Annotated in this window: 5 protein-coding genes; 1 reads left to right on the plus strand and 4 read right to left on the minus strand. The window is 56.9% G+C overall.

Translation table 11 applies throughout. The features are described from left to right. Positions 1-202: 202 nt before the first annotated feature. Positions 203-697, plus strand: coding sequence for a hypothetical protein (locus tag AB4Y84_RS08140; protein ID WP_442249972.1), 495 nt, complete (start codon positions 203-205; stop codon positions 695-697). A gap of 88 nt (positions 698-785) precedes the next feature. Here the strand turns inward: AB4Y84_RS08140 and AB4Y84_RS08145 are convergent, their stop codons facing one another. The 4 genes from AB4Y84_RS08145 to aceE all read right to left on the minus strand — a co-directional run bounded on the left by AB4Y84_RS08145 (position 786) and on the right by aceE (position 7,229). Further along, positions 786-1,673 carry an HNH endonuclease gene (locus AB4Y84_RS08145; protein WP_442244710.1) on the minus strand — a complete coding sequence of 296 codons (888 nt, stop codon included), beginning with the start codon at positions 1,671-1,673 and terminating at the stop codon, positions 786-788. Positions 1,674-2,202: 529 nt separating this feature from the next. Further along, positions 2,203-3,054, minus strand: coding sequence for a DUF4435 domain-containing protein (locus AB4Y84_RS08150; RefSeq protein ID WP_442244709.1), 852 nt, complete (start codon positions 3,052-3,054; stop codon positions 2,203-2,205). Next, on the minus strand, positions 3,051-4,403 hold the full coding sequence (locus AB4Y84_RS08155) for an AAA family ATPase (RefSeq protein WP_442244708.1): 1,353 nt from the start codon (positions 4,401-4,403) through the stop codon (positions 3,051-3,053). Before AB4Y84_RS08155 ends, AB4Y84_RS08150 begins: the two co-directional genes overlap by 4 nt. A 138-nt stretch (positions 4,404-4,541) precedes the next feature. Continuing rightward, a complete protein-coding gene (aceE, locus tag AB4Y84_RS08160; RefSeq protein WP_032975588.1) occupies positions 4,542-7,229 on the minus strand; it encodes a pyruvate dehydrogenase (acetyl-transferring), homodimeric type in 2,688 nt (895 codons plus the stop codon). Positions 7,230-7,697 lie beyond the last annotated feature (468 nt).

Genomic DNA, 7,697 nt, shown 5'->3' on the forward strand with positions numbered 1-7,697 from the left:
GACTGCGCGCTGGCCGGGCTGCGCGTGGTGCAGGAGGTGCTGTTGGCCGCGGAGCGCACGCGGCAGAACGGTGAGCCTGAGGAGGACCTGGGGGACCGGGTGATGGAGGGGCTGATGATGGCGTGTGTTGGGTTGACTGCGCAGGTGATTGAGCGGTTGCGGGTGCGGGAGTAGTGGCTGCCCTGCCGCCTGGTACGCAATCATGCGTGCGGTCCACTTGGTTTGCGCTGCTGAAACGCCGCCGATGAGAGTGCCGCTCGCATTTGCCATCGTGGCGAACGTGCTGCTGGGCCTGGTGATCGAGGATAGGTATGTGCCCAACGCGCCACTAGAGCTGAAGGCCTATCGCAGCCTGACCGATGCTGAGTTTGGGCTCATGCTGGAAGAGGCCGAGATGTTTGCGGGGTCGCGCAGTGCTGGGTTGGAAGTGAGTTCAATAACTGACGGTCAGAGGTTCTTTGAGCTTCAAGCCCACGGCCAACCGGTAATGCTGGCGGACAATTCCTCAACGCATTTGCTTGTGGTCATTTTTGGCGAAGCCCGGGAGCAGGTTCCGGATCTGGTCCAGCTCGAGCAGCGTTGGCAGGTGCGGACAGGACCGGATCTGGAGGCATGGCACTCATCGGTTGCGCGCCGAGGACGAAGCCTCAGCCTATCTCCACCGCCATCCAGATCCGCCCAAGTACCGGTGCTATGAGCATTTCAGTCTGTGGTTGGCCTTCGACCTTTCCGTGTTCGGCGGAGCATCCCCGATTAAGGGGATGCCTGCGCTCGGCGATCCTTGCCTATTTACGCAACAGCAAATTCCGATGGTAGTTCAGGTACTGGGCCTGCGCTGCGGAGAACGCAACGCGCGGAATCTTCTGCGCCACATCCCACTTCAACCGCACCGCATCGGGCAACTTCTTGCTCAAAATTAGCCCCCCATCATCCTCAAACGAGATGTATCCACGGTCGAAAAGTCGATCGATATGGGGAGCTAACATCAGTCCATTACTGCCATCAAGGCGCTCCTTATTGGTGCTCTTCGCCCAAGGCTTGATGTGGCTAGCGATCAGGAATTTGGCATCATCCGTGCCGGTGACGCGGCAGCCCTTCTCAATGTCGCTGACGTTCTTTCGGTAGATGCCCTGCCCCGCTCTGGCCTTGATCAGCTGGGCCTTCTCCGTTTCGCCAAGGTTCTTGTCTTCCTTGATTTCCTTGACCGGCGCCTCGTCTTGCCAATCGCCTAGGTCATCAGTGTCAACATTGAGCAGCCTCAGCAGCTCGGTAGCCATCGCCTCAGGGACTGGGAACAAGTAGGCCTGATTGGCCTTGCCGTTTGGCTTCAGCGGCGAGTACTTTGCAGGAAGACGCGGCCCAATCTGCGCCATGTGATCGCTCACCTTCAGCGGCGCATCCACCAGCTGATAGTCCACTGGAACGGCCCAGCCGTCTTTGCGCCATTCGTTGTCCTTCTTCTTGAAGTCCTCAGGGCGATCTTTCGCGTAGTGCGCGCCATTGACGATAGCGATGGCCTTGATTTTGGCTTTGGCGAACGCAAAGACGACATCACCGGGCCGTACTTGGGTCATGTGCTCATAGAAGGGACTCCTTTTCCCCTTTACGTTGGTCTTCGGCGACCACAAGTAGCCAGCCTTAACCGCTCGATCAAACGTCTGCTTCTGGTTCACCCACCAGTACGCCATCCCTGCTTCCCCCTGTCTCATCTAATTGATGTGGCCTATTGGCCTCCGAGACGGGATAGTACCTTCGGATGTCGCAACCAGCACACTTCGAGGCGATACAAAGAAGGCAGGGGTGTTCCTGCCTTCTCTTGCTGTGTCTGGATCCATCTCAAATGGATCCGTGTCAAGCCTTCGTTCGCGCTTCGAATCCTTCTCGCCGCTCTGGATGCTCGCGAACAACTTGGGATAATTCCCATCTACTGCCAGGACAATCGGGCGGATCCGGACTGCGCAAGTCGCCGCGTATTGGCAGACCCCAGTGACACATTAATAAACATGAACGATTGCAGTAATCATAATACAGAAGAGCTCACACAGAAGTAAAGCTACTTACTACACCCCCAGAATATCGCACCAAGATATAATAAATATTAAATCTTATAGAAAATATAGAGAGCACAAACTTGTAAGATAGCCGGCGGCGAAAAATCCAGTCACCACCTTCGCAAAACAAGGCTAACGATGTGATCGGACTTTACTCCACGCATTCACTTATACCAGACAAACTACGAGCGTCAGCCTTCTTTGCGAGGCGAAGCCTAAACGAAGCATCATTATGCGAGAAATTAAAAAGGTGACGAAGCCTGCGACGGAGCAGTGGAAAGAGAATAGTCTTTCCAGGAGTGTGCCTCAGCACCCATGAGAGCGGATCATTGGCCGGGAAGTTATTCTCAATATCACAACAATCTCGATCAAATTCGCCCATCTCACATCTCGCCTCGACACCTCGTCTTATTCGATCAATTCTGGCTTCAATCTTCGCATCATCCACCGAACCACATTCCGTACTACATATTTCGGATATCGGGAAGTTCACAACAGGAACCCCACACGATCGTCTCTTCCCAACCGCCGCGGCCACGGTCAAACGACGAATAGATGTAGCCAACTTGCTCATCCATGAATGATATTCCAAAAGAGCACCTATCTGACGCTCGTCTCGATCCAGAACCTCTTCATCAAGAATTTTTAGCAGAGCATTTTCGTCCAGCAAATAATTTTCTATCGAGTATCTATCGAGCCTATAGAGCCTCTTGAATCCAGGATGATCCACTGAGCACAGGACATCAAAATCTCCATCCACTATATATACCGCCTTGCGAGCACGCTCCCCCTGATCCTCCCTGCATTTAGATATCACCTTTGACTTAGAGCCTATTGGAAATACTTGCGATATCTTAATCCCTCCCCCAAGAGCCCTAGTCAGGAGTTCTACATATATTTTTTTGGACTCTATAGCGGTATCTTCGATAAATATATCAACATCGTTGAATTTCGAAAAGAAAACATGCTTCGCATACCGGGAGGATTCACTGCGCTCGATCACCTGCGAACCTCCACGCAATTCCTCACTAGATCCCCTACAATCTCTGGCGAATGAGTGGCGATTATGAACTGCGCCCGCGAGTTACTCGCCAGCATCTCGTCGACCAGTATCTCCTGCCAGCGCAGATGTAAGGACAACTCGGGCTCATCGATAACAAATGCATTTGATCTATTCCCGAATGAATTGAAATAGATATGCCCAAACATCACGAGCAACTGCCGCTCACCAGAGCTTAGAGCGTCTAGGGGGACCTCCGTCTCATCCGGACGAAATACTTTGAGCGATCCGACGGAGTCAACTTCAATGCACTTACCCGAATCAACGAAAAATCTATTTATACATTCAACAAAGGACTGAAACCTACTCAAAAACTGTTCGCTCTTGGCATTAAACTCCTGAACACTGGCAGTCAACTCGGTGAGCCGTCTTAGAGCCGCCCTATTTAGAAGCCATTCAATAGTTACTTCAACGTCATAGTCATCATCACCTGGCGAGTTATTTCTTCTGACCTTATCGGAGAGCTCAGCAACCCGCTGAAAGAAGGGATCAATCTCTCTTTTGATGTCTGCCTCGTCCACACCGATCTCTCGGAGGGCGGCTACGATATCCGATCTTTGGCTAGATAATTGCATCAGCGTTGGAGGATCCATGTATGAATTTGCTCCAACAACACCTTCGTATTTGAATCCGGTAAGAAGTAGTTTCTTTCTGAGCCGCTCCGACTGCGCATCCTTTAAACTTCTTACTCTTTTGAAAGCAGTTGTAACAAGAGACTGCATCTCCCATATACTGACCCCCAAAGAATCTCGCGCGCCGCGTACCACTCGAGACTTCTGGTTTTGCTGCCCATATACCCTATCGTAACGCCGGACGCTGGTTTCACCATCTAAATTGGATTCGCTAAGCCGATTCAAGCCGAGAAACATAGGCGGCTCCAATCTGCTGATCGCTTTGAAGGTGCGATTTTCAGAATACTTAACCCTCAAGACTCGAGATGCCTCGCGCAGCCTCTCAGCATCAAATGCGTCCACCCCCATTTCGTCGAGAAGTATTGAAGAAATTTCCAGCACGCCAGATGCATCGGAACAGCTGACCATTAGCGCATCCGAACTCTTCCTCGCACTGATAGTCACTTCACGAGCCCCCTCACTCAAAAGCAGGCTAGCTTCCGTAAATGAAATCGCCAACAGGTCAGCCAGAGATGGCTCAAGCAATGCCTTAATTAGGCGGATAGCAGTCGTTTTTCCGCTTCCATTTGGACCAACGAGAATTGTCGGATTCAGATTAAATGTTAAGTCAAAATCCATGTACCCATGAACTTGACTGGCTGAAAATGACGCAACCCTCATTGCCTTGCTCCTTTTGTAGATGATCAATAGACGCTGTCGTGGCTGAGCCTATCAGGAACAATGTGGTAATCCGCACAATCTTCGCAAAAAAAAGGGCGGCCAATGGCCGCCCTTTTTCGCGTCAATTAATTGACCAGATCAAACCCCAACAGGGTTAGCCTTCTCCGGATCAATCTTGTACTGCTTGATCGCCCGGGCCACATCCTTCGCGGTCATCTTCCCGTCCTTCGCCAGCGCCGCAATCGCGGCATGCGCGATGTAGTACCGGTCAACTTCAAAGAACCGACGCAGGTTCGCACGCGTATCCGAACGACCAAACCCATCCGTACCCAGCACGGTGTACGACATCGGCACGAACGCGCGGATCTGGTCCGCATACGCACGCACGTAGTCGGTGGCGGCAATCGCCGGGCCCTGGCGGCCTTCCAGCAGCTCGGTCACATACGCCTTGCGCTGCTCACCTTCCGGATGCAGGCGGTTGGCACGTTCCACGTCGAAACCATCGCGACGCAGTTCGTTGAAGCTCGGGCAGCTCCAGATGTCGGCGGTCACGCCGAAGTCCTTGTCCAGCAGCTCGGCCGCGGCAATGGCTTCGCGCAGGATGGTGCCCGAACCCAGCAGCTGCACGCGCAGCTCGCCCTTCTTCGGCTTGCCGGCGTCGGTCAGCAGGTACATGCCCTTGACGATGCCTTCGGCCGCGCCTTCCGGCATTTCCGGGTGGGTGTAGTTCTCGTTCATCAGGGTGACGTAGTAGTACTCGTCAATCTGATCTTCCATCATCGCCTTGGTGCCGTGCTGCAGGATCACCGTCACTTCGAAGCCGAAGGTCGGGTCGTAGCTACGCACGTTCGGAATGCCACCGGCCACCAGATGGCTGAAGCCATCTTCGTGCTGCAGGCCTTCACCGTTCAGYGTGGTGCGGCCGGCGGTACCACCCAGCAGGAAGCCGCGGGTGCGCATGTCGGCAGCCTGCCAGGCGATGTCGCCCACGCGCTGGAAGCCGAACATCGAGTAGTAGATGTAGAACGGCAGCATCGGCACGTTGCTGACCGAGTAGCTGGTACCGGCGGCCATCCACGAGCTGATCGCGCCCGGCTCGCTGATGCCCTGCTGCAGCACCTGGCCGCTCTGGTCTTCGCGGTAGAACATCAGCTGGTCGGCGTCGACCGGCTTGTACTTCTGGCCGAACGGCGCGTAGATGCCGATCTGGCGGAACAGGCCTTCCATACCGAAGGTACGGGCTTCGTCGGCCACGATCGGCACGATGTGCGGGCCCAGTTCCTTGTCGCGCAGGGTGATGTTCAGGCTCTGCACGAAGGCCATGGTGGTGGAGTAGCTGCGCTCGCCGCTGCTCTTCAGCAGGCGCTCGTAGCTTTCCAGCTTCGGTGCATTGAAGCTCTTTTCGGCCTTGCGGCGGCGCTGCGGCAGGTAACCACCCAGCGACGCACGGCGCTCCTGCAGGTACTGCACTTCCGGCGAATCCGGGCCCGGGTGGTAGAACGGCACCTGGCCGTCGGCCAGCTGCGCGTCGGTTACCGGAATGTTGAAGCGGTCGCGGAAGTGGCGCACCGCTTCGTCGTCCAGCTTCTTGGTCTGGTGGGTCGGGTTCAGTGCCTCACCGGCGCTGCCCATGCCGTAACCCTTCACGGTCTTGGCCAGGATGACGGTCGGCATGCCCTTGGTGTTCACGGCCTGGTGATAGGCGGCGTACACCTTGTGCGGGTCGTGGCCACCACGGTTCAGGCGCCAGATGTCGTCGTCGGAAAGACCGGCCACCATCGCAGCGGTTTCCGGGTACTTGCCGAAGAAATGCTCGCGCGTATACGCGCCGCCGAAGGCCTTGCAGTTCTGGTATTCGCCGTCGACGGTTTCCATCATCAGCTTCTTCAGGACGCCATTGGTGTCCTTGGCCAGCAGGGCATCCCAGTAACCGCCCCACAGCAGCTTGATGACATTCCAGCCGCCGCCACGGAACACGCCTTCCAGTTCCTGGATGATCTTGCCGTTGCCGCGCACCGGGCCGTCCAGGCGCTGCAGGTTGCAGTTCACCACGAAGATCAGGTTGTCCAGGCCTTCACGGCCGGCCAGCGCGATGGCACCCAGGGTTTCCGGCTCGTCGCTCTCGCCGTCGCCGATGAAGCACCACACCTTGCGGTCGGACTTCTCGATCAGGCCACGGTTTTCCAGGTAGCGCATGAACTGCGCCTGGTAGATGGCGGCCAGCGGGCCCAGGCCCATCGACACGGTCGGGGTCTGCCAGTACTCCGGCATCAGCCACGGGTGCGGGTACGACGACAGGCCGCCGCCGTCCACTTCCATGCGGAACTTGTCCAGCTGCTCTTCGCTGATGCGGCCTTCCAGGAAGGAACGCGCGTAGATGCCCGGGGCGCTGTGGCCCTGGATGAACAGCAGGTCGCCCGGATGGTTTTCGCTGGGGGCGCGCCAGAAGTGGTTGAAGCCCACGTCGTACAGCGTTGCACCGGAGGCGAACGAGGCGATGTGGCCGCCCAGGTCACCCGGCTTGCGGTTGGCGCGCACCACGGTGGCCATCGCGTTCCAGCGGATGATCGAACGGATGCGCCATTCCAGTTCGGCGTTGCCCGGGCTCTTGGCCTCCAGCTGCGGCTCGATGGTGTTGACGTATTCGGTAGTGGGAGAGAACGGCAGATAGGCACCCGAACGACGGGTCAGTTCCACCATGCCTTCCAGCAGCTGATGCGCGCGCTCGGGGCCCTCGACATCAATAACGGCCTTCAACGACTCGATCCACTCCTGGGTTTCCACAGGATTCGGGTCGTTGTTCAGCACCTCGTTCAACCAGTTCATTAGCGCTCCCATTACCGCACGCACGCGCGCGACTGTTGATAGATTTCTAGACCGCAAAGTGTAGCGCACCAAGGGCTTTCGTCACTTGGCTACGCTGGCGTATGGAGGCATGCCACCCATGTCTGCACGGCATGTCCCGGGACGTCCACCGGCGGGACAAAGCACTGCTGCAGGCCGCTATGGCTGCCTGCAAGGGCTGCGCCAGCTGTCGCCTGCGGCCTGCTGCGCCCATGCGCAGGACGCAGTGTTACTGCTGCGGATGACCGTTGTGGGGCAAGCCCGGCGCCGTGTCGGCGTTGTCTGACGGGCTGCCGCTGAACCCGCGACAACGTGTCGCGCGCGCCTCTCGACGCGGACGGGGCCACTGCGCACGGTTGGCGGCGAGCAGGCCCCTTCCCGCGGTTCGCCGCTCGTCTGCTGCGCCCCGCCCGGGGCGAAAACCCGCAGCGCCGTTGCGTGGCCCGATAC

The organism is Stenotrophomonas sp. 2YAF22 (genome assembly GCF_052114665.1).
GTDB classification, from domain to species: Bacteria; Pseudomonadota; Gammaproteobacteria; order Xanthomonadales; family Xanthomonadaceae; genus Stenotrophomonas; species Stenotrophomonas indicatrix.

What these genes read in the sequence shown, in the direction of transcription:
- AB4Y84_RS08140 (WP_442249972.1), top strand. Translation starts at nt 203, where the DNA reads ATGCGTGCGGTCCACTTGGTTTGCGCTGCTGAAACGCCGCCGATGAGA.
- AB4Y84_RS08155 (WP_442244708.1), bottom strand. Translation starts at nt 4,403, where the DNA reads ATGAGGGTTGCGTCATTTTCAGCCAGTCAAGTTCATGGGTACATGGAT.